The following is a 25,134-nucleotide window of genomic DNA, read 5'->3' as shown; positions in this document are numbered from 1 at the left end:
CCTCAAATCGACATTTGCATGATGTCTTGGTACGCCTGAACAAACTTGTTGCGCACCTGGGTCAAGGCCTGCACGGAGACGCTGGCCTTCTGCGAAGCGATCATGACTTGAGTGAGGTCGACGCCGCCCTGCCCCAGCTCGAAGGCCTTGGCCATCTCGCCAGCGGTCTGCTGGGTCTCGTTGACGGAGCCCACGGCCTTGCTGAGCATGTCGGCGAAGCTCGGACCCTGGACCTGCTCCGCGCCGGCAGCCGGAGCTACCACGGCTTTCGACCGGGCCATGGCTTCGGTCTGCATGGAACGCATTTCCAGCATTAACCGATTGAACTCGACACCTTGAACCATTTGCTCTGCTCCTCTGGCACGGGAAATTGACGCCGTACCCACTCGTGTCAGAGATAGAGCAATGCTTGTGCCAGATCCTAAAAATCCAGCCAAAACAATGGTTTGGGAAAAAGGTGCAAAGAGCCGGTTAAAGTTTGCCGAAAATCAGTCGACGCTGAGCAGTTCGCGGCTGCGCTGCAGCAGGGCCTTGCCGATGCCCTTCACCTCGAGCAGTTCGTCCACCGAGGCAAAGGCGCCATGGGCTTGGCGATGGTCGACGATCGCCTGCGCCTTGACGGCCCCTATTCCCCGCAGCCGTTGCAGCGCGGTGACGTCGGCGACATTGATGTTCAGGGGTGCCAGGCTGGCATTCGCGGCAGGTTTGGGTGCAGCACCCGTGCCAGGCTCACAGGCATTGGCCCAGGGACCGAACAGGGCCAGCAACGTCACTATCCAGATGAATCTCATAGAGGAACCTCCCTGTTCCGCTGTTTGATCCAGAGAGCTTAACGCAAAGGGTCAGACGGTCAACTCACCAGAGACCCTGCCTGGGCACGCTCGGTCTGGAGCGCCAGCAGGGTCTGGCGAACGCCCTGGCGCCAGTCGCTCGGCGGGATGCCGAAGTGCTGCTCCAGCGCGCTGGAATCCAGCATGGAATAGGCCGGGCGCTTGGCCAGGGTGGGAAATTCGGACGTGGCGATGCCGGTGATGAGCGGCGCCCGTTCCAGCATGCCCAGCTCCTCGCCGGCATCGATGATGTAGCGCGCGAAGTCGCACCAGCTCAGGCCGCTGTCGCCGCCGAAGTGATAGAGGCCATAGGCCGTCTGCTCAGGCCGGGCTTCGGCCTGGACGGCGATCTGCAACAGCGCATCGGCGATGTGGCCGGCGTAGGTCGGGCAACCCACCTGGTCGCTCACCACCCGCAGTTCGTCACGATCGGCAGCGAGCCGCAGCATGGTCTTGAGGAAGTTGTTGCAGTGTTCGCTGAACACCCAGGCGGTTCTCAGCACCACCGAGCGCGGGCAGGCGGAGAGCACGCGGTTCTCCCCTTCCAGCTTGGTCATGCCGTAGACCCCGGACGGACTGACCGGATCCTCGACCTGATAGGGTTCGGTGGCGGTACCGTCGAACACATAGTCGGTGGACAGGTGCAGCAGGGCGATGCCGGCGGCGCCGCAGGCCTGGGCAAGCACCGCAGGACCTTCGATATTGCCGCGGGCGGCGATCTCGGGTTCCTGCTCGGCCTTGTCGACCGCCGTGTAGGCGGCCGCATTGATCACGACGTCCGGAGCGAACCGCTCGAGATGGCTGGTTACCGAGCCTTCGTCAGCGATATCCAGAGTGGCACGTCCATGGGCCTCCCATGCCAGTTCTGAACGCTGAAGACGATCGGTCAGACAGCGTCCGACCTGACCGTTAGCTCCGGTAACCAGTATCTTCATCTATACAGCTCCGCCAATCGAAGGCCTTGTGCATCTTTGGCGGACAGGATGGGATCCGTTACCCGCCAGTCGATATTCAGATCCGGATCATTCCAGATCAAAGACCCTTCATCAGAGGGATCGTAATAATCTGTGCACTTGTATTCAAAATCAGCGGTTTCCGACAGCACCACGAAGCCGTGGGCCAGGCCCGGCGGTATCCAGAGCTGGCGCTTGTTGTCTTCCGAGAGGATCTCGGCGACCACGTTGCCGAAGGTGGGCGAACCGCAACGGATGTCGACGGCCACGTCCAGCACCTCGCCGCGCACCACGCGCACCAGCTTGCCTTGCGGCTTGCTGCGCTGGAAATGCAGGCCACGCAGCACGTTCCGGGCGGAGCGCGAATGGTTGTCCTGCACGAACGGCAGGGTGATCCCCGCCTGCTGGGCATAGCGCTCCGCCTGGAAGGACTCCAGGAAGAAGCCGCGGTCGTCACCGAAGACCTTGGGTTCGATCAGCTTGACGTCCGGGATCGCGGTGTCGAAGACCTGCATCAGTCCTGCTCCTTGCACAGCCGCGCCAGGTACTGGCCGTAACCGGTCTTGCTCAGCGCTTCGGCCTGCATGGCCATCTGCTCGCAGGTGATCCAGCCCTTCTGGAAGGCGATCTCTTCGAGGCAGGCGACCTTCAGACCCTGACGCTTCTCGATGGTCTGGACGAAGTGGCCGGCTTCCAGCAGGGCGTCGTGGGTACCGGTGTCCAGCCAGGCGAAACCGCGGCCCAGCAGGGAAACGTTCAGCGAGCCACGGCGCAGGTACTCGTTGTTGACGTCGGTGATTTCCAGCTCGCCCCGGGGCGACGGCTTGATGTTGGCGGCGATGTCCAGCACGTCGTTGTCGTAGAAATACAGACCGGTGACGGCATAGTTGGACTTCGGCTTCTTGGGCTTTTCTTCGATGCTCAGGGCCTTGCCCTGCTCGTCGAACTCGACCACACCGAAACGCTCGGGGTCGGCGACGTAGTAGCCGAAGACGGTGGCGCCCTTGTCCACGCTGGCAGCCTTGAGCAGCGTCTCGCTGAAGTGCTGGCCGTAGAAGATGTTGTCGCCGAGGACCAGGCAGACGTTGTCATCGCCGACGAATTCGCGACCGATGATGAAGGCCTGGGCCAGGCCGTCCGGGCTGGGCTGCTCCGCGTAGCTCAGCTGCATGCCGAAGTGGCTGCCGTCGCCGAGCATGCGCTGGAAGCCGGGCAGGTCGGCCGGCGTCGAGATGATCAGGACTTCCTGGATACCGGCCAGCATCAGCACGGACAGCGGATAGTAGATCATGGGCTTGTCGTAGATCGGCAGCGACTGCTTGGACACGCCCAGGGTAATGGGGTGCAAACGGGTACCGGAGCCACCGGCCAGCAGAATTCCCTTGTATTTGCTCATGGCAATCGTCCTCTGAAAATTGACTGTTGCTGTCGGTCGAACACGCCCGCGGGCGTGTCCGCGATAGGATCGTTAAACGGCTTCGCCGAGACGCTCGAGGCGGTAGGCGCCGGACAGTACCCGCTGCCACCACTCACGATTGTTCAGGTACCAGGTTACGGTCTTGCGCATGCCGGTCTCGAAGGTCTCTGCCGGCGTCCAGCCCAGCTCGCGGCCGATCTTGCTGGCGTCGATCGCGTATCTCATGTCGTGACCCGGACGATCCTTGACGAAGGTGATCAGGTCGCGATAGCGCTCGACACCCTCGGGCTTCTGCGGAGCCAGTTCTTCGAGCAGGTCACAGATGGTCTCGACGACCTGCAGGTTGCGTTTCTCGTTGTGACCACCGATGTTGTAGGTCTCGCCGACCTCGCCCTGGGTCACCACGGTATAGAGGGCGCGGGCATGATCTTCGACGAACAGCCAGTCACGTACCTGGGAGCCGTCACCATAGATCGGCAGCGGCTTGCCATGGATGGCATTGAGAATGACGTGGGGGATCAGCTTCTCGGGGAAGTGATAGGGGCCATAGTTGTTCGAGCAGTTGGTCACCAGTACCGGCAGCCCGTAGGTCCGACCCCAGGCACGTACCAGATGGTCGCTGCCGGCCTTGCTGGCCGAATAGGGCGAGCTCGGAGAATAGGGCGTGGTTTCGGTGAAGAGGTCGTCGGTACCGTGCAGGTCGCCGTAGACCTCGTCGGTGGAGATGTGGTGGAAACGGAAGGCTGCCTTGGCTTCCGGCGCCAGGTCGTTCCAGTACGCACGGGTCACCTCGAGGATGACGCCGGTGCCGACCACGTTGGTCTGGATGAAGGCGGCAGGGCCCTCGATGGAGCGGTCCACGTGGGACTCGGCAGCCAGGTGCATGACCACGTCGGGCTGGAAGGACGCGAAGACCTGCTGCAGGGCGGCGAAGTCGCAGATGTCCACCTGGTGGAATTCATAGCGGTCGGAGTCGGCGACTTCGGCCAGGGAATCCACGTTACCGGCGTACGTCAGCATGTCGACGTTGGCAACCTTGCATTGGGTCTCGTTGATAAGAAAACGTACCACGGCGGAACCAATGAAACCCGCGCCACCTGTTACCAGTACCTTCATCCTGAATCCTGCCTATATCGATTTGTACATCATCGCGCCCGGCGCTGCGGACGAGACATCGGAGGACGGCGCAGCCATCCCTGGCTTGGGTCACAGCCGCGGCTATGTACCCAAAGACCTGAGTTAAACAGTGGCAGGAAAAGAAAGTTCAGCCTAGCGCTGGGCGGCTGCCGCTTCTGTGCTCGGCTTCAAATCCAGGCTGAAAGAAAGCGTGGACGGGATCACTCGATGGATCTCTTGCCGTGCAGCCAGTCGACGATGTCGCCCTCTGGCGAATAGCCGGCGACGGTGTCGCGCAACAGTTGCCGGACGCGGAGATAATCACCCGCATCGATCGCGCGACTCAGCTCGACGAGGGCTGCCCGGAAGGCATCCCAGGCCAGGAAGTCTTCGCTGGCACGCATGATCTTCGGATGGGAAGTCGGACTCACGTCGTCACCGATGAGCAACTCTTCATAGAGTTTTTCACCGGGTCGCAGCCCGGTGAACTCGATGGCGACATCGCCATGGGGATTGGCCGGCGAGCGGACGCTCAGGCCCGATAGCTTGATCATCTGCTCGGCCAGTTCGACGATGCGTACCGGCTCGCCCATGTCGAGCACGAAGACGTCTCCGCCTTCGCCCATGGCGCCCGCCTGGATGACCAGTTGAGCGGCCTCGGTGATGGTCATGAAGAAACGCGTGATCTTGGGATGGGTGACGGTGACCGGCCCACCCTTGCGGATCTGGGTCCTGAACAACGGGATGACCGAACCGGACGAGCCCAGCACGTTGCCGAATCTCACCATGGTGAAGCGGGTGCGATTGACCTGATGGATACCATCCGTTTGCCCGTGCAGCACGGGCGCCGCCTCGCGACTAAGGGCCTGCAAGATCATCTCGGCCAGGCGCTTGGTACTGCCCATGATGTTGGTGGGCCGTACCGCCTTGTCGGTGGAGATCAGCACGAAACTGGTCACGCCAGCCTGGATGGCCGCCTGGGCGGCATTGAGGGTGCCCAAAACGTTGTTGCCGAAACCCTCGGCAATGTTGTGCTCGACCATGGGCACGTGCTTGTAGGCTGCCGCATGGTAGAGGGTGGCCACCTTCCAGTGCCGCATCACCTGCAGGAGCAACGGCGCGTTGCGAATGGAGCCCAGCACCGGCACCAGGGTGACCGGCAGCGCTTCGCGCTGGATATAGGTCTCCAGCTCACGGTGGATGCTGTAGAGGTTGAATTCGGCGTGGTCGAGCAGGATCAGGGTGCGCGGTTTCTGGCCAATGATCTGCCGGCACAGCTCGGCGCCGATGGATCCCCCTGCCCCGGTCACCATCACCACCTGGGCGGTGATGCAACGGGCGAACAGCTCGGGCCGGGGCGTCACCGGATCCCGTCCCAGCAGATCGGCGATATCGACCTCCTGGAGGTCGTCCACCTGTACCTTGCCGCAGGCCAGGTCGCTGATCCGCGGCACGGTTCTGACGTGCAGCGGATAGGGTTCCAGCAGACCGAGAACCTCACGTCGCCGTGCGCGAGTAGCGGACGGGATCGCCAGAAGGATCTCCTCGGCGCCCGTTTCATCGATCATCTGCTGGATGTGTTTGGGGGTGTAGACCTTGAGACCGGCAATGATGCGATTGGCGATGCTCTTGTCATCGTCGATGAAGGCCACCGGACGCATGGCCCGGCCCATGCGCAGCGCCGCGACCAGCTGATTGCCCGCCGAGCCGGCGCCGTAGATGGCGACCCGTGGCAGTTCGTCCGGCTGCTTGATGAAGGGCACGGTAATGGCGCGATACCAGTCGCCCAGGAAATACTGGCGCAGCGCGAGACGCAGGCCGCCGATCAGGATCAGGCTGACGATCCAGTAGTTGAAGATCATCGAACGCGGGACGATCTCCGGCAGGTCGCGATACCAGTAGATGACTACCGACAGCAGCAGCGTCGACAGCGTCACCGCCTTGGCGATGGCGATCAGGGCGTCGTTGCCCAGGTAGCGCATGACCGCGCGGTACATGCCGAAGCGGATGAACAGGGGAATGGCGATGGCCGGCGCAGTGATGAACAGCCAGGCATGCCCACTGAAGGGCTCGATCATCTGCACGGAACCCAGGCGCAGATAGAAGGCCAACCATAGCGAGAGCCAGATCAGCAACAGATCGACCGCGACCTGGATGACTCTCTTGGTACGCCGGTTCAGCTTGACCAGATGGTCACGCAACATGTCAGTGTCCCTAATCCCTGAATCCGGTGGACTGCGCAGCCATGGCTACCTCATCGGTCCCAGCATGGTATCGAAGGGCCAGGCAAAGCAAAGGCCCATAGGCAAGCAAGAGCCCCAGTATGGCACTTAAAAGCCCCAGCCCCACCAGCAAAGCGATAGGCAGCAACCAGAACAGGTTGATGGCGAGTACCGTCAGGGTCACCGGGCGATGGGCGCCATGCTGACGGGAGGCCCACTGATAGGCGTGGGTGCGATGAGCCTCGTAGGGCTTCTTGCCCCGGCTCAGCCGCCGCAACAGGGTCCAGGTCGCATCGACCACGAAGACGCCGAGCAGGATCAGCCAGGCCCAGAACAGCGACAGCTCCACCAGTGCCGCCTGCAACGACAGCATGCCGAGAATCAGACCGAGAAAGCCACTGCCGACATCACCCATGAAAATGCGCGCTGGCGGAAAATTCCAGCATAGGAAGCCACCCACGGCCGCCGCCAGGAGCAGGGGTGCGCCCAGCAAGGCGCCATGCTCGGTCACGGCATAGATCAGCGCCATGCCCAGACAGACGACGAGCGCCTCGACGCCGGCGATCCCATCGATGCCATCCATGAAATTGTAGAGATTCAGCAGCCAGACCAGATAGAGCACGCCAAGGGTCATCACCAGCCAGCCGGGCAGCCCCAGAACAGCGGACAGCTGCGCAGGAAGTGCGCCATAGCCGCCCAGCCACAGCAGGGCAGCGAGCGCCGCCAGGAAGTGACCCAGCAGACGCCAGCCGGCGCCCACGTGCCGATGATCGTCGACGAAGCCGAGCACTGCCACCAGCAGCCCCGCTCCTATCAGGACGCCGCAGGAAGCCGGATCAAGCTGCCCCAGCAGCTCCAGCACCACACAGCCGAGCACGAACACCACGACGATCGCCAGGCCGCCGCCTCGAGGCGTCGCCACCTGGTGCGAACTGCGCGCGTTGGGTTCGTCGAGCAGGCCTCCGGACAGGGCATAGCGGCGCAGCGCCGCCGTGCCGAGCCAGCTGCAGCCGCCAGCCAGGAGCAACAGGAGCAACATCATTTCCGACCCTCCGCACCGGCCCGTTGCGCGCCCAGCGCACGCAAGGCGGCGCGTGCCGACAGCGGGGGCTGCCAGCCCAGCAAGGTCTTGGTGGGCTGGATGTCGACCTGCAGCGACCCACAGAGACGTTGCGCCACCTCGCCCCGCCCCAGCAATCTGGCGCCCCATTCGAGCCAGGCGGACGGAACGGCGATCAGCCGGGGTTTCTGACCCAGGCCTTCGGCCAGCGATTCGAGCAGCTCGGCGGTGGAGAGATCTTCATCGTCGCTGACCAGCAGGATGGCCCCGGCCGCCTTGGGCGCCGCGATGCACAGGATCAACAGATCGAGCAGATTCTCCAGGGCAAGCAGACTGCGCCTGTTGTGCCGAACGCCCCCCAGTGGCAGCGGTACGCCCCGCGCCAGGGTGTCCAGCAGACGGGCCACATTGGCCTTTACCCCAGGCCCGTAGATCAGTGGTGGACGCACGATGACCACTTCCAGCCCGGTCTCGGCCATCAGCGCCAGCAGCTGCTGTTCGGCAGCGGCCTTGGAACGCGCGTAGGCATCGGTGGGTGCGGGCAGATCGTCAGCGCGAAAGGGCTTGCCGGGAAGGGTCCAGTCACCATTGACCTTGATGCTGCTGACAAAGATGAAGCGACGGACGCCAGCAGCCTGGGCGTCCCGTGCCAGCTTGAGGGTTGCCGCCCGGTTCACCTCATCGTAGCGAGCCTCGCTGACCACGCCTGGCTGCTCGCCCAGCTGATGGACCCGGGCGGCGAGATGAATGACGGCATCCACCCCTGCCAGGGGCGCGGACCAGTCGGTATCGGCGGACATCTCACGGATCACCGGAATCACCTCGCTCGCGATCGAGGCAGCTGCCGGCTGGCGCTGCGCGGCGACCACCGGATACCCCTTGGCCTGTAGCTGCCGAACCAGGGCTGCGCCGACGAAGCCCCCCGCCCCAGTCACCAGAATCTTGCGTTCCATCAATGCGTTGCGCCGTGCCAGTCAGCCAGGAAAGGGCGCTTATGGTATGACATTGCCCCGCAAGGGCCTAGCCACGCAGAACGCAGGCATAAAAAAGCCCGCCGAACCTGAGCTCGGCGGGCCGAAAAACTTGAGAACATTAGAAGGTCTTGGCGGAAGCCTGGACTTCGACGGCCTGGAAGCGAGCGGTCGGCTGGCCAACGTAGTGGCGCGAGAAGCTCTCGACGCGCTGAGCGGGCTGCAGAAACAGGGCAACCATCCAGCTACCGGCCAGAGCGGCTACAGCGAGGAAGGGATGACCGAGGTGCATGCTGGTGAAGCAGGCGGCGATACCGATCCAGATGAAAAGATAGTGGCGCATGACAACTTCCTCACTCGGCGTGGACTACGAGGTCACCCAAGACCTTATGTGAAGGAAGTCTCATACAAAAATCGGAACCCGTCTACAAAAATATCAAAACGGCTTGACTTTTTTTGTAAACGTCAAAATACCGATACCAGCCTTATGAATAACGCTTTTTTGACGGCTCCGAGCTAGCCAAAAAAACAAGGAAAATCAAACTCTTGTCGGGCAGACAGAGAAAAGACCGGCAGTGGGCGACGGCTTTATGGCTCCAGCTCGTTAACCCTGTCCCGCAGCTCCTTACCTGGCTTGAAGTGCGGAACGAACTTGCCGTCCAGCAGTACCGACTCGCCGGTCTTGGGATTGCGCCCCGTACGGGGTTCGCGATAGTGCAGCGAAAAGCTGCCGAAGCCGCGGATCTCGATACGGTCTCCAGTGGAAAGTGCCTGGGCCATCTGCTCCAGCATGGTCTTGATCGCCAGTTCGACATCCCTGGACGACAACTGCCCCTGATAGGAAACGATGCGCTCGATCAACTCCGACTTGGTCATGGATTTTTTCCTTCGTTATCAAGCGGCTAGATCACCTCCAAGGACTTTTAGCACGCCGACGGATTTTTGAAAAGTCAAGCGGACGACTTTGGTCCCGGCAACTTTTTACGGGTCATGACCACCCTGCCCACTTTTCGCCAGCCAAAAAAAAGCGACCCCGAAGGGTCGCCTTTTATTCAAGCTCGAACTTAGTTCTGGCTTTCCATCTGCGCCTTGATCAGGTCGCCGATGGTGGTGGGGCCAGCAGCAGGCTCTTGCTTGCTACGCAGGGAGCTCATGGCCTCCTTCTCGTCGTCAACGTCCTTGGACTTGACGGAGAGGCTGATCACGCGGCTCTTGCGATCGATGCTGATGATCTTGGCTTCGACTTCGTCGCCTTCCTTCAGCACGTTACGGGCGTCTTCGACGCGGTCACGGCTGATTTCGGACGCCTTCAGGACGCCTTCGATCTCGTTGGCCAGGGTGATGACAGCGCCCTTGGCATCGACTTCCTTGACGGTACCGCGCACGATGGTGCCTTTCTCGTTCAGGGAGGCGTAGTTGGAGAACGGATCGTCTTCCAGCTGCTTGATGCCCAGGGAGATGCGCTCGCGCTCCGGGTCAACGGACAGGATCACGGTGTCGAGCTCGTCACCCTTCTTGAAGCGACGCACGGCTTCTTCGCCGGTTTCGTTCCAGGAGATGTCGGACAGGTGTACCAGGCCGTCGATGCCGCCTTCCAGACCAATGAAGATACCGAAATCGGTGATCGACTTGATGGTGCCGGAGATGCGGTCGCCCTTGTTGAACTGACCCGAGAACTCTTCCCACGGGTTGGCGCGGCACTGCTTGATGCCCAGGGAGATACGACGACGCTCTTCGTCGATATCCAGGACCATGACTTCCACTTCGTCGCCGACCTGAACGACCTTGGACGGGTGGATGTTCTTGTTGGTCCAATCCATTTCGGACACGTGCACCAGGCCTTCCACGCCCTCTTCCAGCTCGGCGAAGCAGCCGTAGTCGGTGAGGTTGGTGACGCGCGCCTGAACGCGGGTGCCTTCCGGGTAGCGGGCCTTGATGGCGACCCACGGATCTTCGCCCAGCTGCTTCAGACCCAGGGAGACGCGGTTGCGCTCGCGGTCGAATTTCAGCACCTTGACGTCGATCTCGTCGCCGACATTGACGATTTCCGACGGATGCTTGATGCGCTTCCAGGCCATGTCGGTGATGTGCAGCAGGCCGTCTACGCCGCCCAGGTCGACGAACGCACCGTAGTCGGTGAGGTTCTTGACGATACCCTTGACTTGCTGGCCTTCCTGCAGGGATTCCAGCAGAGCTTCACGCTCGGCGCTGTTCTCGGCTTCCAGGACGCTGCGACGGGAAACGACAACGTTGTTGCGCTTCTGGTCCAGCTTGATGACCTTGAACTCGAGTTCCTTGCCTTCCAGGTGAGTGGTGTCACGCACCGGACGGACATCGACCAGGGAGCCCGGCAGGAACGCGCGGATGCCGCTGACGTCGACGGTGAAACCGCCCTTGACCTTGCCGTTGATGACACCCTTGACCACTTCGTCGGCGCTGAACGCGGCTTCCAGGACCAGCCAGGATTCGGCGCGCTTGGCCTTTTCGCGAGACACTTTGGTTTCGCCGAAACCGTCTTCGACGGCATCCAGGGCTACGTGGACTTCGTCACCCACGTTGATGGTCAGCTCGCCCTGTTCGTTGTAGAACTGCTCGAGCGGAACCAGGCCTTCGGATTTCAGGCCGGTATCGACCACAACCCAGTCGCCATCGATCGACACCACAGTGCCGACGATGATGGCGCCCGGCTGCATGTCGAGGGATTTCAGACTTTCTTCAAAGAGTTCTGCGAAGCTTTCGCTCATGTTCATACCTGTTGTATGGATACCCGATGTATCCGGCTACCGCATGACCAGCCCATGCGGGGTGAGTGGTTACCATCCGGCTGCCGGGATGCGACTGGTTCCCGGCAGCTTTCACCGACGACTCGGATGAGTCTCGGCCTTCATCCAGCCAGGTCGCGTTCAGCGGCCAGGGTCAGGATGCGTTCCAATACCTGTTGTATGGAGAGATGCGTGGAATCCAGCTCGACGGCATCGTCGGCCGGCTTGAGCGGAGCAACGCTACGCTGACTATCGCGGGCGTCCCGCTCACGGATCTCTTCCAGGAGGGCAGGCAAGCTAACATTTTCGCCCTTCTGCTTCAACTGAAGATAACGCCGCTGTGCCCGTTCCTCGGCACCGGCGGTCAGAAAGATCTTCAGCTCGGCGTCCGGAAACACCACGGTGCCCATGTCGCGACCATCGGCGACCAGCCCGGGCGCCTCGCGGAACGCCTGCTGGCGCTGCAACAGGGCATCGCGCACGGCGGGCAGGGTCGCCACCTGGGAGGCGCCGGCGCCGACTTCCTCGGTACGGATGACGTCGGTGACGTCCTCGCCTTCGAGGATGATGCGCTGGCCGTGCTCATGCCCGGCAAGAAACTGGACGTCCAGGTGGGCCGCCAGCAACTTGAGCGACTCCTCGTTGGTGTAGTCCACGCCATGGTTGCGGGCGGCGAAGGCCAGCAAGCGGTAGAGGGCGCCGGAATCCAGCAGATTCCAGCCCAGCTGACGGGCGACCAGCGCCGCGAGGGTGCCCTTCCCCGAACCGCCAGGGCCATCGAGGGTGATGACGGGTGCGGTACTGCTCATGAGTGCCCCTCCGTAAGAGATTGATGGACGGCGACCTGAGCGCCGGCCTGGGTACGACTGGCGAGGATGCGCCCGAAATATTCGCGCGCGCCGCGGGCATGGGTCAGCACCTCCATGAGGAACTGACCATCGCCGGCCTGGATGGCGCCGCGCAGCTCGTCGAGATCGGCGCGATAGGTGTCCAGGGCCTGCAGCACGGCTTCACGATTGGCGATGAAGATGTCGTGCCACATGGTCGGATCGCTGCCGGCGATGCGGGTGAAGTCGCGGAAACCGCCAGCAGCGTAATGGAAGATCTCGCGGTTCTCGCTGCGCTTGGCCAGGGAATCCACCAGATTGAAGGCCAGCAGGTGCGGCAGGTGGCTGGTGGCAGCGAGGACCTGGTCATGATGCTCGACGGTCATGTGTTCGACATCGGCCCCTATGGCGCGCCAGAGCCGGTCGACCTTGTCCAGATCGGACGGCAGGGTCTCTTCCAGTGGCGTGAGGATGACCTTGTGCCGATTGAACAGCGCCGCGTTGGCTGCCGTGACGCCGCTGCGCTCGGAGCCGGCGATGGGATGACCCGGCACGAAGCGCAGCGACTGGTCGGCGAAGGCCTGGCGAGCGGCGCGCACCACGTTGCCCTTGGCGCTGCCGACGTCGGTGAGGATGGCACCCTGCAGCGGCAAGGCCGCGAGATCGGCCAGCACCCGCTCCATGGCCAGGATGGGCACGGCGAGCTGGATGACGTCGGCACCCGGGCAGGCATCGTCCAGCTCGGCGACGCAGCGGTCGACCACACCCAGTTCGACCGCCAGCCGGCGGGTCTCGGGATCGCGATCGACCCCGACCACCTCACGACAGAGACCACTGGCGCGAGCGCCCTTGGCGAAGGAGCCGCCGATCAGGCCCAGGCCGACAACGACGAGACGGTCGATCAGAAGGGTGGCCACTTCAGCCACGACCCAGGACCTTGCTCAGCGCCGTCAGAAAACGGGCATTTTCCGCTTCGGTGCCGATGGAGACGCGCAGGAAGGTCGGCATGCCATAGCCGGCGACGGGCCGCACGATGACGCCCTCCTGCAGCAGCCCCTGGTTGATCGGCGCGGCGTCGCGCCCCAGGTCCACGGCGATGAAATTGCCACGGGAAGGAATCCACGCCAGGCCGAGGTCGCGGAAACCGGCTTCCAGCTGGGCCATGCCCGCATCGTTGAGGGCCCGACTGCGGGCCAGGTAGTCGCTGTCGGCCAGGGCCGCACAGGCCGCGGCCTGGGCCAAGCTATTGACGTTGAACGGCTGGCGCACCCGATTGAGGACGTCGGCCACGATCGGCGAGGAGAAGGCATAGCCGACGCGCAGGGCGGCCAGGCCATAGGCCTTGGAGAAGGTACGCGAGACGACGAGGTTGGGGTACTGGGCAAGGAATGCCAGGCCGTCCGGCAGCTCGTCGCCCTCGGCGTATTCGATATAGGCCTCGTCCAGTACCACCAGGACGTGCTCGGGTACGCGGGCGAGGAAGAGTGCCAGGGCCTCGCTGTCGAACCAGGTGCCGGTAGGGTTGTTGGGATTGGCGATGAAGACCACCCGGGTTTCGGCATCGATGGCGGCGAGCATGGCGTCGAGGTCATGCCCGTAGTCCTTGGCCGGGACGCTGCGGCCTTCGGCGCCGATGGCCAGGGTCACCAGCGGATAGACGGCGAAGGCATGCTCGCTGAACACGGCGTTGTAGCCGGGCGCCAGATAGGCCCGGGCGACCAGTTCGAGGATGTCGTTGGAGCCGTTGCCCAGGGTGATGCCAGGGGCGGCCACACCGAATCTCTGGCTGAGGGCCTGCTTGAGGTCGAAGCCGCCGCCATCCGGATAGCGGGTCAGCTCGGCCAGTTCGGCACGAATGGCTTCGAGGGCCTTGGCGCTGGGGCCGAGCGGGTTCTCGTTGCTGGCGAGCTTGACGATGCTGGCCGGCGCCATGCCCAGTTCACGGGCCAGTTCATCGACGGGCTTGCCAGGCACGTAGGGCGAGAGTTTCTGTACGCCGGGAAGGGCTTGTGCCAGGAAATCGCAGCTCATGGAGACCTCTTCAACTTGCAATGACGACGGTCGGGCCGCCGAAAATGGGCGCCATCTTAAAGCCAAGGCGGGTCGCGGACCAATCGAAGTTGCGCCTGCGCGACGGAAAGCCCCTAGCTGATGGCGCTGTAACGCCCGGGCCGATGGTTGATCGCCAGGGTCAGATTGAGGATCACGGCGCCCAGGATCGAGACGAGGATGGCAACGGGCTCGACGACCCACAGCGCCAACAGGACGATCAGGCAATCGATGCCCATCTGCACCTTGCCCGCTCGCCAGCCATAGCGCTGCTGCAGATTGAGCACGGCAATGTTGATGCCGCCGAGGCTGGCCTGGTGACGGAAGAGGATCAGCAGCCCCACGCCCATCAGGACGCCGCCCATCACCGCGGCATAGAGGGGTTGCAGTGCGCTGAAAGCGATGAAGTGCGGGGTCAACTCGGTCAGCAGCGACACCAGGGTCACGGCCGCCAGGGTCCGCAGGGTAAAGGCCCAGCCCATGCGCCGCACGGCCAGCCAGTAGAACGACAGGTTGATGAGAAAGAACGCCTGACCGAAGGAGAGGCGCGTGCCGTACTGGGCGAGAAAGGCCAGGCCTGCGGTACCGCCTGTGAGCAGGCCGGCCTGGCGATAGAGGTTGACCGCCAGGGCGATCATCAGGGTCGCGCTGAGCAAGGCCAGCACATCTTCGAGCAGATTGTGCCGTTGGGGAGTCACGGAGGTCATGGGGCCATCCTGGCGCGAGGGGAAGCCGACCCCGACGTCGGGGTCGGCCGGGAGACTGTCAGCCGAGTTCGGCCAGCAGCTTCTCCCACTCCTTGGTTTCCTTCTTGGAAGGCGCACCCAGCAGCTCGACCGCCTGGCGCAGGCGGAAGCGGGTGAGGTCCGGACCGAGGATCTCCATGGCATCCAGCACCGAGACCGAACTGGCCTGACCGGTGATGGCGGCGAACAGCAGCGGCATGACGTCGCGCAACTTGAGCTGCTGGTGCTCGGCGACCGCCTGGATCACCGCAGTAATGCGTTCCTTGTCCCACTGGCGCAGGGCTTCGAGCTTCCACAGCAGCAGTTGCATGACCAGGCGGACCTGGTCGGCGGACAGCTTCTTGTGCTGGAACAGCGCCGGATCCAGATTCAGGGCGCCGCTGAAGAAGAAGCCGGCCAGCGGGGCGATCTGGCTGAAGGTCTCGACCCGCTGTTGCACCAGCGGGGCGATCTTGAGCAGGTACTCGGGATTGAGCGCCCACTGCTGCACCTCGGCGGCGAAGCGCTCGGGGCTCAGCTCGCGCAGCCACTGGCCGTTGAGCCAGGAGAGCTTCTCGACATCGAAGATCGGACCGCCCAGGGAGACGCGCTGGAGGTCGAAATGCTCGACCATCTCGTCCAGGGTGAATTTCTCGCGCTCGTCGGGCATGGACCAGCCCATGCGGCCGAGGTAGTTGAGCATGGCCTCGGGCAGATAGCCCATGCGCTGATAGAAGGTCACCGAGGTGGGATTCTTGCGCTTGGAAAGCTTGCTCTTGTCGGGATTTCGCAGCAGCGGCATGTAGCAGAGCTGCGGCTGCTCCCAGCCGAAGTATTCGTAGAGCTTGATCAGCTTGGGCGCCGAGGGCAGCCACTCTTCACCGCGCAGGACGTGGGTGATACCCATCAGGTGGTCATCGACCACGTTGGCGAGGAAGTAGGTGGGCAGGCCGTCGGCCTTCATCAGCACCTGCATGTCCATGCGATCCCAGGGGATCTCGACCTCGCCACGCAGCAGGTCGGGGACGACGCAGACGCCCTCCTCCGGGACCTTCATGCGGATCACATAGGGCTGGCCGGCGTCCAGGCGCTGCTGCACCTCATCCGGGGTCAGCCGCAGGCCGCGACCGTCGTAGCGCGGGGTCTCGCCCCGTGCCTGCTGTTCGGCGCGCATCTGGTCGAGTTCTTCCGGGGTGGCGAAGCAGAGGAAGGCATGCCCTTTCTCCACCAGCTCCCGGGCGTACTTCCAGTAGATCTCGCCGCGCTCGCTCTGCCGATAGGGGCCATGGGGGCCGCCGACGTCGGGGCCTTCGTCCCATTCGATGCCCAGCCAGCGCAGGGCGTCGTAGATCTGCTGTTCGGATTCGCGGGTCGAGCGGACCTGGTCGGTATCCTCGATGCGCAGGATGAACTGACCGCCGTGCTGACGGGCGAAGCAGAGGTTGAACAGGGCGATATAGGCGGTACCGACATGCGGGTCGCCGGTGGGCGACGGCGCGATGCGCGTGCGAACGGTGGTCATCGGCTTTCTCGAAAAACGCGAAGGGACAAAGGCGGAATGGTAGCAGCGCCAGCCCTGGCGCTGCCAGTTGGCGGAAAGCCCGAGCCTGTTCATGTTCTCGCGAGCTAGAGCCAAGCAAGGCGAAAATAGCTGAGGAAGCGGAGTTTACGAAGGGTAAATGAGCATTCCGAAGCTATTTTCAACGCAGCTTGGCCGACGCGCAGCAGAACAGGTACAGGCTCCTAGACCTGGACCAGGCGCTCGCGCAGTGCCTGGATCTCATCGCGCAGCTGGGCGGCGGATTCGAACTGCAGGTCGCGCGCCAGTTGCAGCATCTTCTCTTCGAGCTGACGGATGCGCTTGCCGATCTCGCTCGGCGAGCGCAGTTCGGCGGCGTATTCGCCCTGGTCCTCGGCGGCCTTGGCCACCCGGCGCTTGCCCTTGGCACCCGGGGCCGCGGCGCCTTCCATGATGTCGCGGATGTCCTTCTTGATGCCCTGGGGCACGATGCCGTGTTCTTCGTTGAAGGCCAGCTGCCTGTTGCGCCGCCGTTCGGTCTCGTCGATGGCGCGCTGCATGGAGCCGGTCATGTTGTCGGCATAGAGGATGGCCTTGCCGTTGAGGTTGCGCGCCGCCCGGCCGATGGTCTGGATCAGCGAACGCTCGGAACGCAGGAAGCCTTCCTTGTCGGCGTCGAGCACCGCCACCAGGGAGACTTCCGGCATGTCCAGGCCTTCGCGCAGCAGGTTGATGCCTACCAGGACGTCGAAGGTACCCAGGCGCAGGTCGCGGATGATCTCCACTCGTTCCACGGTGTCGATGTCCGAGTGCAGGTAGCGCACCCGTACGTCGTGGTCGGCCAGGTAGTCGGTGAGGTCCTCGGCCATGCGCTTGGTCAGGGTGGTGCAGAGCACCCGCTCCTCCTGGGCCACGCGCAGGCGGATCTCGGAGAGCAGATCGTCCACCTGGGTGGTGGCCGGACGGATCTCGATGATGGGGTCGACCAGGCCGGTGGGGCGCACCACCTGCTCGACCACGCGGCCGGCGTGCTCTTCCTCATAGGGACCGGGGGTAGCCGAAACGAAGATGGTCTGGGGCGCACCGGCCTCCCACTCCTCGAATTTCAGGGGACGGTTGTCCAGCGCCGAGGGCAGGCGGAATCCGTATTCCACCAAGGTTTCCTTGCGCGAGCGGTCGCCCTTGAACATGGCGCCAATCTGCGGAACGGTGACGTGGGATTCGTCGATCACCAGCAGGGCATTGCTCGGCAGATAGTCATAGAGAGTGGGTGGCGGCTCGCCCGGACCCCGCCCGGACAGGTAGCGACTGTAGTTCTCGATACCGTTGCAATAGCCCAGTTCGAGGATCATTTCCAGGTCGAAGCGAGTGCGCTGCTCCAGCCGCTGGGCTTCGAGCAGGCGATTCTGGCTGCGCAGCCATTCCAGGCGTTCGGCGAGCTCCCGCTTGATGTTCTCGATGGCGCCCAGCAGGGTCTCGCGTGGCGTGGCGTAGTGGGTCTTGGGATAGAAGGTGAAGCGCGGCAGCTTGCGGATCACCTCGCCAGTCAACGGATCGAAGGCCGACAGGCTTTCCACCTCATCGTCGAACAGCTCGATGCGTACCGCTTCCAGGTCGGATTCCGCAGGGAAGATGTCGATGACGTCGCCGCGCACCCGGAAGGTCGCGCGGGCGAATTCCATGTCGTTGCGGCTGTACTGCAACTCGGCCAGGCGACGCAGGATGGTGCGCTGGTCGATGCGGTCGCCGCGATCCAGGTGCAGGACCATCTTCAGGTAGGCCTCGGGACTGCCCAGGCCGTAGATCGAGGACACCGAGGCGACGATGATGGCGTCCTTGCGCTCCAGCAGCGCCTTGGTGGCGGACAGACGCATCTGCTCGATATGGTCGTTGATGGACGAGTCCTTCTCGATGAAGGTGTCCGACGAGGGCACATAGGCTTCCGGCTGGTAGTAGTCGTAGTAGGAGACGAAGTACTCCACCGAGTTGTTCGGGAAGAAGGCCTTGAATTCACCATAGAGCTGGGCGGCCAGGGTCTTGTTCGGCGCCAGCACCATGGTCGGGCGCTGCACCTGAGCGATGACGTTGGCGATGCTGAAGGTCTTGCCCGAGCCGGTCACGCCGAGCAGGGTCTGGTGCGACAGGCCCGCCTCCAGGCCTTCCACCATCTGGCGAATGGCTTCGGGCTGGTCGCCGGCCGGGGTGTAGCGAGTGGAGAGCTGGAATGCGGACATGGCTGCCTCAAGAGCGCGGAAATGCACGGACACCACCGCGCCGACGCAAGGTCAGGGCGGTGTGGACGAGGAAAAAGCTGGAAGGCCCTAGATGAGGTCGCATGCACCCCTTTGCAATCCGCCTGCGGCGCCGCACGTCAGGAAATCTCCTACCGAGGTCGGGTCGCGATGGTGCCTGCAGGGGGCTATACTCCTGGTTCCTAAGCGTTCCGCCCTTCCCTTCACCCCTCATTCGAGCCCCTGCCCCATGAGTTTGTTCTCCGCCGTCGAAATGGCACCCCGCGACCCCATCCTTGGCCTGAACGAGGCCTATAACGCCGATTCCCGTCCGCACAAGGTCAATCTGGGCGTGGGGGTCTACTACGACGAGCAGGGCCGCATTCCGCTGTTGCGCGCCGTGGCCGAGGCCGAGCAGCAGCGCGTGGCCGCCCAGGCACCGCGTGGCTACCTGCCCATCGAGGGCATCACCGCCTATGACCAGGCCGTCCAGCACCTGCTGTTCGGCGCCGAGTCGAGCCTGGTGCGCGAAGGCCGTGCCATCACCGTGCAGGCCGTTGGCGGCACCGGTGCGCTGAAGATCGGCGCCGACTTCCTCAAGCGGCTGCTGCCGGATACCGTGGTCGCCATCAGTGACCCGAGCTGGGAAAACCACCGCGCGCTGTTCGAGGGCGCCGGCTTTCCCGTGCAGAACTATCGCTATTACGACGCTGCCAGCAACGGCCTAAATCGCGCAGGTTTCCTGGCCGATCTCCAGGCGCTGCCGGAGCGCTCGGTGGTGGTGCTGCACGCCTGCTGCCACAACCCCACCGGCGTCGATCTGCAGCCGGCCGACTGGCAGGCGGTGCTGGACGTGGTCAAGGCGCGCAACCTGGTGCCCTTCCTCGACATCGCCTACCAGGGCTTTGGCGACGGCATTGAGGAAGACGCCCAGGCGGTACGCCTGTTCGCCGACTCCGGCCTGACCTTCCTGGTCTCCAGCTCCTTCTCCAAATCCTTCTCGCTGTACGGTGAGCGGGTCGGCGCGCTGACCCTGGTCAGCGAGAGCCGCGAGGAAAGCGCCCGGGTGCTGTCCCAGGTCAAGCGGGTGATCCGCACCAACTACTCCAACCCGCCGACCCATGGCGCCACCATCGTCGCCAGTGTGCTGAGCAATCCCGAGCTGCGCGCCCTGTGGGAAGCCGAACTGGGCGGGATGCGCCAGCGCATCCGCACCATGCGCAACGCCCTGGTGGAAGGCCTGGCCGCGGCTGGCGCCACTCGCGACTTCGCCTTCGTCAACGCCCAGCGCGGCATGTTCTCCTACTCCGGCCTCACCGCCGAGCAGGTCGAGCGGCTGAAAAGCGAATTCGGCATCTATGCGGTCAGCACCGGACGCATCTGTGTGGCGGCGTTGAACGAGCGCAATCTGCCACCGACCGTCCAGGCCATCGCCGCCGTCCTGAAGGGCTAAGATGGCACTTCCGGCAGCGTCTTTTCAAGGCGCTGCCAAGGCTTGACTTCCCGTTATCTATCAGTAAGATACGCTCCGTTGTTCCGCGATAGCTCAGTCGGTAGAGCAAATGACTGTTAATCATTGGGTCCCTGGTTCGAGTCCAGGTCGCGGAGCCAAAATCTGAAAAGCCCGTAGCGGGCGACCGCTACGGGCTTTTTCATGGGCGCAACTTACCTGTCACCGGCCCCTGCAAAGGGTCTAGGCATAGCGCCCCTGGCGCCCGGGCGGCGGGCAACTGCGGTGCAACGCCTCCAGATCCCAGGGCTTGGGCAGAAAGGTCGCTCGTGCCGCGCGAGCGGGATTGTCGTCGCAATAGCCCGAGGTGATGACGATGGGCAGATTGGCCTGCCGCCCACGGGCCTGCAGTGCCAAGTCGACGCCGCTCAGGATTCCCGGCATGCGCACATCGGTGAAGAGCAGATCCAGCTGCGGCTGCTCGTCCTGCAGAAAGGCACAGGCCGCATCGGCACTGCCGAAGGCATGCACCTGATAACCCCAGCCCTCGAACAGCTCCTGCAGCAGATCCAATAGGACGGGCTCATCTTCGGCGACCAATACGCGCTGGCAACTCATGAGCGAATCCTGTGATGGTTAAAGACGTAATCGTTTGACCATAACGTTTCGCTGCCGTCCTGACTTGTACGACCAAGGGCACTCTGTACAAGAAAAAACCCTCGTCCCGCCCAGAGCCAGCCATTTCGCTCGGGAAGGTGCAGGCCTTGTACAGGAAATCGCCGTCGAGCCGGACAGAGCCACCTTTGGTGCCACCATCCGCCCAAGCGAGACGGCTTTGCGTTAAGCTTGCGCCGCCGCCGTCTACCCCGCAGGTCAGAGCCTTGGATCCGTCGTCTCGTCGTCACTGGATCAGCGATCTCAGCAGCAGGATCCGCGCTCGCCCGGCACTGGCCTACAGCCTCGCCTTGCTGGCATTCGCCCTGGCCCTGGCGGCACGCTTCGCCCTGGTGGACGTCCTGATGCAGGGCTTTCCCTACCTGACCTTCTTTCCCGCCGTCATCCTGACCGCCTTCTTCTGCGGCAGCCGCGCCGGCACCCTCTGCGCCGTGCTGTCCGGACTGGCCGCCTGGTACTTCTTCATTCCGCCGGGCTGGACCTTCGACGTAGGGCCCCAGGGTGCCCTGGCCCTGGCCTTCTATGTGGTCATCGTCAGCGTCGACATCGTGCTGATCCATTACATGCACACGGCCAGCGCCCGGCTGCGCGCCGAACAGCAGGTGATCCACGACCTCTACAACGTCCAGACGACGATGTTCCAGGAGTTGCAGCACCGGGTCGCCAACAACATCCAGTTCATCGCCTCGCTGCTCATGCTGCAGCAACTCAAGTTGCCCGGCGACAGCCAGGCGTCCCAGGCCCTGGAAGAAGCCCGTTCGCGGCTGGAGAGCATCTCGCGCATCCACCGGCGCCTGCACGACCCCGCCGATGCCGATCAGCCAGTGGCCCATCACCTGCAGTTGCTGACCAGTGATCTGCTGGCCGCCGCGGGCCAGGCCAATGTCTCCTGCGCCATCACCGCCGAACCGCTCAATTTCGACCTGCCCCGTCTGACCACCCTGTCGATGCTGGTGGCGGAGGTGGTGACCAATTCCCTCAAGCACGCCTTCGACGCCGGCCAGCGTGGCCTGATCAGCATCAGCCTGCAGCGCGGCGACGATCAGCGACTGCTGTTGCGGATCGCCGACAACGGTCGGGGCATGCCGCCGCAATTCAATCCGCGTACCAGCCAGCGCCTGGGCTTCAAGATCATCAAGAGCCTGGCCGAACAGCTCGGTGGCGAGGCGCACTACCGCAACGACCACGGTACCGTGGTCGAGGTACAGCTGGCAGCCTAGGGCATGGCCCCCACCCGCGCCGGGCTAAAACCCTATACAATGCGCGGCTTTTCCAGCCAGGTGCCCCGCCATGACCGCTTTGCCACCCTGTCCCCTCTGCGCATCCGAATACACCTACGCCGATGGCGATCAGCTGATCTGCCCGGAATGCGCCCATGAATGGACGCCCGGGGACGTCGGTACCGCGGCTGAAGCCAAGGTGATCCGCGATGCGGTCGGCAATCCCCTGCAGGACGGCGATACCGTCAGCGTGATCAAGGACCTCAAGGTCAAGGGCTCGTCGCTGGTGGTCAAGGTCGGCACCAAGGTCAAGAACATCCGCCTGGTCGACGGCGATCACGACATCGACTGCAAGATCGATGGCATAGGTGCGATGAAGCTCAAATCCGAGTTCGTCAAAAAGGTCTGATCGTCGTGCCGGGGTGTTCCCTGGCGGAGCGATGCCCTACCCTTGAGGCTCTTTCCCTCCTGCCAAGGACTCTCCATGTCTCAGCGCTTCATCCGCTCGGCCCTGTTCCTCGCGCCCCTGCTGCTCGCCGGCCAGGCCTTCGCCCAGTCGGCGCCTGCCAACGCCCAGGAACCTCAGCCGTCAGTCACGGAGAAGTATGGCGACTGGCAGGTGATCTGCCGCATCGCCCGCAACGCGGACCGCTCCGCGCAGCTGTGCGCCATCACCCAGCAGAAGGACAGCGCCAAGGGCCAGCGCATGCTGGTCACCGAGTTGCGCCCCAATCGGGAAGGTGTGGACGGCATCCTGGTGCTGCCCTTTGGCGTGGCGGTGACCAAGCCGATCTCGCTGCAGATCGACAAGCGCAGCCTGGAGAGTCGGCCCTTCCACACCTGCATCCCCCAGGGCTGCGTGGTGCCGGTGGAATTCGTCGGTGACGTCTTCAAGCAGCTGCAGCGCGGCGGTCGCCTGACCGTGACCACTCCGGTCGCCAATGGCGAGACCGCCAGCGAAAGCCTGTCGCTCAAGGGTTTTTCCAAGGCCTATGACCGCGCCAAGGAACTGACCAAGCCGCTGTAAGGACCGCTAGTCTGGCAAGGGCGCTGCCGGGTGCTGTGCCGTGCCGCTGGCGGCGGCACGCTCCACGGCGGCCACCAGCGCCAGGGTACGGGCGGCATCCTCAGTGCTGACCAGGGGAGCCTCCTCTCCCCGCGCGACCCGCACGAAGTGCTCCAGCTGTAGCCGCAAGGCCTCGTCCGGGACCGTTGCCCGCACCTCTGTCGCAAGCGGCTGGTGCCAGCCGGCGCCCGGCTCGGCATAGCGCCAGAGGCGCAGCTGCGGCACGCTCATGGCGCCTTCGGTGCCGGCGAAGAGGTAGCAGGACTGGTCAGGCTGGTGGGGATAGACCGGATTCTCGCCACTGGTGAGCTCCCAGCTCCAGGGCGCGACGGCGCCGTCACTGGCGGTGAGACTGCCCAGGGCGCCGCTCTCGAAATGCAGATTGATCACGGCGCTGTCGGCATTGGCGTAGCCGCGCAGGGCGTTGTCGGCGAAGGCCTGGACCTGGCGCACCTCCCCGCAGAGATGACGCAGCAGGTCGAGGTCGTGGATCAGATTGGTAAGCAGCATCCCGGCCCCCGCTTCGCGGCGCCAGGCACTCTCGAAATAGCTCTCAGGCTTCTGCAGTTGCCACAGCGCGGTGACGGTGACCAGGCGGCCAAGCGCGCCCTGGCGCAACAATTCATGAGCCCTGGCGATCAGCGGATTGTGGCGACGATGATGCCCGACCAGCAGTGGCACGCGCTGGTCGCGCTGGGCGTGCAGCAGCTGAGCCACCTCTGCTGACGTGGTCCCCACGGGCTTCTCCAGCAGCAGCGGGATGCCCAGATCCAGACAATCCAGGGCGGTGGCCACATGCAGCGCATTGGGATTGGCGACGATCACCGCTTCCGGGCGCACGCTTTCCAGCAGCTGCCGATGATCGCGGAAATGCGGCACGGCCCACTGCGCGGCGAGCTCGGCCGCCCTCGGATCGGGATCGGCCAGGGCGCACAGCCGGGCGCTCGGCACGGCTTGAAGATGATGCAGGTGCTGGCGGCCCATGTTGCCGGCGCCGATGAGGGCGATGCGCAAGGCAGCGACCATGAGAGAACCCCTTGTTGTGGTTGTCGAGGTCGCTCGACTCTAAGGGACGCCCGGTCGAAGGCGCTACTGCACCGGCAGGAAATTGATGAACAGCAGACTCTGGGCGTAGTTGACGCCGATGCGCCGATAGCGCTCGTCGAGCAACTGGGCGAGCAGGTCCAGGCGGGCGACGATCTTGCCGAACTCGGTGGCGAAGCTGAGGTTGCTGCCCTCCTCCGAGATCTCGTTGGCGAACAGCAGCGGTTCGCCCTCGGCGTTCTTGCGCTGGCCGAGCAGCCAGGTGGCTTTCTCAATGTTGCGGGCCGCGTTGTTGACGAAGCGCGCATTCACCACATCGGTGATGTAGAACTCGGTGCGATTGCCGTGGGCCGCGATGATCATGCTGCCGATGGCATAGATGAAGGCGCCGACGCGGTCGCCGCGGTAGTCGTCGCCGAGCACGTAGCTCAGGGCCGCCACGTCCTTGCGTCCGCCCAGCGCAGGCAGGCTGCGCTGCTGCTCGATGGCCATGCGGATCTCGCGCTCGGCGCTGGCGGCATCGGGCAGGCCGGTCTTCTTCCATTCGGCCGGATTGCGCAGGTAGAGCTTGTTCATCAGCCGGTAGAGACTTTGCAGATTGGCCTGCATGGCGAGGGTAGCCATGCGGTCGGAGCTGGTCTGCAGGAATTCGCTGGGGCGGGTCTTGCCGAATTGCCGGGCAATGTCCTGGGCGGACTGGCTGCTACAGCCGGCCAGGCTCGCGAGCAGGAGGCCAATCACACACCCGAGACGGGCGACGGCTGTGAAGGTAAGGGCAGGCATGGGGGCTTCGGCGGCTAAGGGCAGCCGAAGGGTAAGGCCTTCCCTGGCCGGCCTGCTGTGCGGCAGGCCAAGGAATGGGCCTTTTCGAGCCTATTCAAAGGCTCGCGAGCTAGCGACAAACACGGCCTAGGTGGCCCGCGAAAATGGCTGAGGAAGCGGATCGGACCTGCGCTCGGGTTTACAAGTAGTAAATGAGCATTCCGACCGGGCTGGC

Annotated in this window: 24 protein-coding genes, 1 tRNA gene and 1 pseudogene; 5 read left to right on the top strand and 21 right to left on the bottom strand. The window is 63.8% G+C overall.

Features of this window, described 5'->3' with window-relative positions:
• Nucleotides 1-2: 2 nt before the first annotated feature.
• From fliE to uvrB, 18 genes and pseudogenes are all read right to left on the bottom strand, one after another.
• On the bottom strand, nucleotides 3-344 hold the full coding sequence (gene fliE / locus OMP44_RS02200) for a flagellar hook-basal body complex protein FliE (RefSeq protein ID WP_132832054.1): 342 nt from the start codon (nucleotides 342-344) through the stop codon (nucleotides 3-5).
• Nucleotides 345-488: 144 nt separating this feature from the next.
• Nucleotides 489-791 (bottom strand): ComEA family DNA-binding protein, encoded by a 303-nt coding sequence (locus OMP44_RS02195; RefSeq protein ID WP_280306232.1) that lies wholly within the window; start codon nucleotides 789-791, stop codon nucleotides 489-491.
• A gap of 59 nt (nucleotides 792-850) precedes the next feature.
• On the bottom strand, nucleotides 851-1,765 hold the full coding sequence (gene rfbD / locus OMP44_RS02190) for a dTDP-4-dehydrorhamnose reductase (RefSeq protein WP_187979889.1): 915 nt from the start codon (nucleotides 1,763-1,765) through the stop codon (nucleotides 851-853).
• On the bottom strand, nucleotides 1,762-2,298 hold the full coding sequence (gene rfbC / locus OMP44_RS02185; protein WP_280306230.1) for a dTDP-4-dehydrorhamnose 3,5-epimerase: 537 nt from the start codon (nucleotides 2,296-2,298) through the stop codon (nucleotides 1,762-1,764). Before rfbC ends, rfbD begins: the two co-directional genes overlap by 4 nt.
• Complete coding sequence (gene rfbA, locus OMP44_RS02180) at nucleotides 2,298-3,179, bottom strand: glucose-1-phosphate thymidylyltransferase RfbA (RefSeq protein ID WP_133862404.1); 882 nt, start codon at nucleotides 3,177-3,179, stop codon at nucleotides 2,298-2,300. The genes rfbC and rfbA overlap by 1 nt, the downstream gene beginning before the upstream one ends.
• Before the next feature lie 72 nt (nucleotides 3,180-3,251).
• Nucleotides 3,252-4,316: a dTDP-glucose 4,6-dehydratase gene (rfbB, locus tag OMP44_RS02175; protein ID WP_280306229.1), complete on the bottom strand. Its 1,065-nt coding sequence runs from the start codon at nucleotides 4,314-4,316 to the stop codon at nucleotides 3,252-3,254.
• A gap of 221 nt (nucleotides 4,317-4,537) precedes the next feature.
• Nucleotides 4,538-6,520: a polysaccharide biosynthesis protein gene (locus tag OMP44_RS02170; protein WP_187979891.1), complete on the bottom strand. Its 1,983-nt coding sequence runs from the start codon at nucleotides 6,518-6,520 to the stop codon at nucleotides 4,538-4,540.
• Between the two features lie 10 nt (nucleotides 6,521-6,530).
• Nucleotides 6,531-7,577 carry an MraY family glycosyltransferase gene (locus tag OMP44_RS02165; protein ID WP_431312621.1) on the bottom strand — a complete coding sequence of 349 codons (1,047 nt, stop codon included), beginning with the start codon at nucleotides 7,575-7,577 and terminating at the stop codon, nucleotides 6,531-6,533.
• On the bottom strand, nucleotides 7,577-8,551 hold the full coding sequence (locus OMP44_RS02160) for an NAD-dependent epimerase/dehydratase family protein (protein WP_280306228.1): 975 nt from the start codon (nucleotides 8,549-8,551) through the stop codon (nucleotides 7,577-7,579). Before OMP44_RS02160 ends, OMP44_RS02165 begins: the two co-directional genes overlap by 1 nt.
• A 139-nt stretch (nucleotides 8,552-8,690) precedes the next feature.
• Nucleotides 8,691-8,912 (bottom strand): hypothetical protein, encoded by a 222-nt coding sequence (locus OMP44_RS02155; RefSeq protein ID WP_133862409.1) that lies wholly within the window; start codon nucleotides 8,910-8,912, stop codon nucleotides 8,691-8,693.
• 245 nt (nucleotides 8,913-9,157) lie between these two features.
• Nucleotides 9,158-9,445, bottom strand: a complete 288-nt coding sequence (ihfB, locus tag OMP44_RS02150; RefSeq protein ID WP_133862410.1) for an integration host factor subunit beta — start codon at nucleotides 9,443-9,445, stop codon at nucleotides 9,158-9,160.
• 188 nt (nucleotides 9,446-9,633) lie between these two features.
• The gene (gene rpsA, locus OMP44_RS02145; RefSeq protein WP_007160397.1) at nucleotides 9,634-11,313 is read right to left on the bottom strand and encodes a 30S ribosomal protein S1; all 1,680 of its coding nucleotides are present in this window, start codon (nucleotides 11,311-11,313) and stop codon (nucleotides 9,634-9,636) included.
• Between the two features lie 140 nt (nucleotides 11,314-11,453).
• A complete protein-coding gene (cmk, locus tag OMP44_RS02140; protein ID WP_007160398.1) occupies nucleotides 11,454-12,140 on the bottom strand; it encodes a (d)CMP kinase in 687 nt (228 codons plus the stop codon).
• Between the two features lie 38 nt (nucleotides 12,141-12,178).
• Nucleotides 12,179-13,063 (bottom strand): annotated as a pseudogene (locus tag OMP44_RS02135) (prephenate dehydrogenase/arogenate dehydrogenase family protein); the annotation flags it as partial.
• Nucleotides 13,064-13,076: 13 nt separating this feature from the next.
• Nucleotides 13,077-14,189, bottom strand: coding sequence for a histidinol-phosphate transaminase (gene hisC / locus OMP44_RS02130; RefSeq protein WP_280306227.1), 1,113 nt, complete (start codon nucleotides 14,187-14,189; stop codon nucleotides 13,077-13,079).
• A gap of 113 nt (nucleotides 14,190-14,302) precedes the next feature.
• Complete coding sequence (locus OMP44_RS02125; RefSeq protein ID WP_280306226.1) at nucleotides 14,303-14,914, bottom strand: YitT family protein; 612 nt, start codon at nucleotides 14,912-14,914, stop codon at nucleotides 14,303-14,305.
• Between the two features lie 58 nt (nucleotides 14,915-14,972).
• Entirely contained in the window at nucleotides 14,973-16,454 is a 1,482-nt protein-coding gene (gene gltX / locus OMP44_RS02120; RefSeq protein WP_280306224.1) for a glutamate--tRNA ligase, read from the bottom strand.
• A gap of 221 nt (nucleotides 16,455-16,675) precedes the next feature.
• Nucleotides 16,676-18,685, bottom strand: coding sequence for an excinuclease ABC subunit UvrB (gene uvrB / locus OMP44_RS02115; RefSeq protein WP_187979897.1), 2,010 nt, complete (start codon nucleotides 18,683-18,685; stop codon nucleotides 16,676-16,678).
• Between the two features lie 247 nt (nucleotides 18,686-18,932).
• On the opposite strand from uvrB, the gene OMP44_RS02110 reads away from it, so the two are divergent.
• Nucleotides 18,933-20,135 carry an amino acid aminotransferase gene (locus OMP44_RS02110; protein WP_280306222.1) on the top strand — a complete coding sequence of 401 codons (1,203 nt, stop codon included), beginning with the start codon at nucleotides 18,933-18,935 and terminating at the stop codon, nucleotides 20,133-20,135.
• 82 nt (nucleotides 20,136-20,217) lie between these two features.
• Nucleotides 20,218-20,293 (top strand) — tRNA-Asn (locus tag OMP44_RS02105).
• An 82-nt stretch (nucleotides 20,294-20,375) separates the two neighbouring features.
• On the opposite strand, the gene OMP44_RS02100 is transcribed toward OMP44_RS02105, so the two are convergent.
• Entirely contained in the window at nucleotides 20,376-20,750 is a 375-nt protein-coding gene (locus tag OMP44_RS02100; protein ID WP_273861460.1) for a response regulator, read from the bottom strand.
• Nucleotides 20,751-21,013: 263 nt separating this feature from the next.
• On the opposite strand from OMP44_RS02100, the gene OMP44_RS02095 reads away from it, so the two are divergent.
• The 3 genes from OMP44_RS02095 to OMP44_RS02085 all read left to right on the top strand — a co-directional run bounded on the left by OMP44_RS02095 (nucleotide 21,014) and on the right by OMP44_RS02085 (nucleotide 23,054).
• Entirely contained in the window at nucleotides 21,014-22,027 is a 1,014-nt protein-coding gene (locus tag OMP44_RS02095; protein WP_252977173.1) for a sensor histidine kinase, read from the top strand.
• 70 nt (nucleotides 22,028-22,097) lie between these two features.
• Nucleotides 22,098-22,436: a zinc ribbon domain-containing protein YjdM gene (locus OMP44_RS02090; RefSeq protein WP_158894478.1), complete on the top strand. Its 339-nt coding sequence runs from the start codon at nucleotides 22,098-22,100 to the stop codon at nucleotides 22,434-22,436.
• Between the two features lie 75 nt (nucleotides 22,437-22,511).
• Nucleotides 22,512-23,054, top strand: coding sequence for an invasion associated locus B family protein (locus OMP44_RS02085; protein ID WP_280306218.1), 543 nt, complete (start codon nucleotides 22,512-22,514; stop codon nucleotides 23,052-23,054).
• Between the two features lie 6 nt (nucleotides 23,055-23,060).
• Here the strand turns inward: OMP44_RS02085 and OMP44_RS02080 are convergent, their stop codons facing one another.
• Nucleotides 23,061-24,119 carry a Gfo/Idh/MocA family protein gene (locus OMP44_RS02080; RefSeq protein ID WP_280306216.1) on the bottom strand — a complete coding sequence of 353 codons (1,059 nt, stop codon included), beginning with the start codon at nucleotides 24,117-24,119 and terminating at the stop codon, nucleotides 23,061-23,063.
• A 63-nt stretch (nucleotides 24,120-24,182) separates the two neighbouring features.
• Nucleotides 24,183-24,920, bottom strand: a complete 738-nt coding sequence (locus OMP44_RS02075; protein WP_187979902.1) for a hypothetical protein — start codon at nucleotides 24,918-24,920, stop codon at nucleotides 24,183-24,185.
• Nucleotides 24,921-25,134 lie beyond the last annotated feature (214 nt).

Origin of the sequence: Pseudomonas flavocrustae (assembly GCF_029872515.1) — a bacterium.
In the GTDB taxonomy this organism is placed as follows: Bacteria; Pseudomonadota; Gammaproteobacteria; order Pseudomonadales; family Pseudomonadaceae; genus Chryseomonas; species Chryseomonas aestiva.
This window is presented reverse-complemented; position numbering and strand designations above follow the sequence as displayed.